Annotated in this window: 1 protein-coding gene; it reads right to left on the minus strand. The window is 39.8% G+C overall.

Annotated features, from left to right (window positions below):
• Positions 1-274: hypothetical protein (locus tag SB753_RS37135; protein ID WP_410805139.1), on the minus strand; the 274-nt coding region annotated here is incomplete at both ends.

Here is a 274-nt window from a genome sequence, read left to right on the forward strand (position 1 = left end):
GCTGATCATATTTAAAATTGAAATCCGCTGCCAGCTCCCTTTCCATTTCCTGAAAGATTTCCGTAAAAGATCTCATTTGATCAGCGGATATTTCCAAAAGCGGGGACACTTCAGGATCAAAAATAGGATATTTGGCGATGTTTATAAACTGGTCAAAGAAATCATTTGCAAATACGCACAGATAACCGGGATGCTGCTGTCCAAACTGTTCAAAGCGGTATACCATATTTGGACGCGAAAAAAGAATGGCACGCTCTTTAAACTCAAGAACCTT

Origin of the sequence: Paraburkholderia sp. SIMBA_053, from assembly GCF_046534895.1 — a bacterium.
Taxonomy (GTDB): Bacteria; Pseudomonadota; Gammaproteobacteria; order Burkholderiales; family Burkholderiaceae; genus Paraburkholderia; species Paraburkholderia caledonica.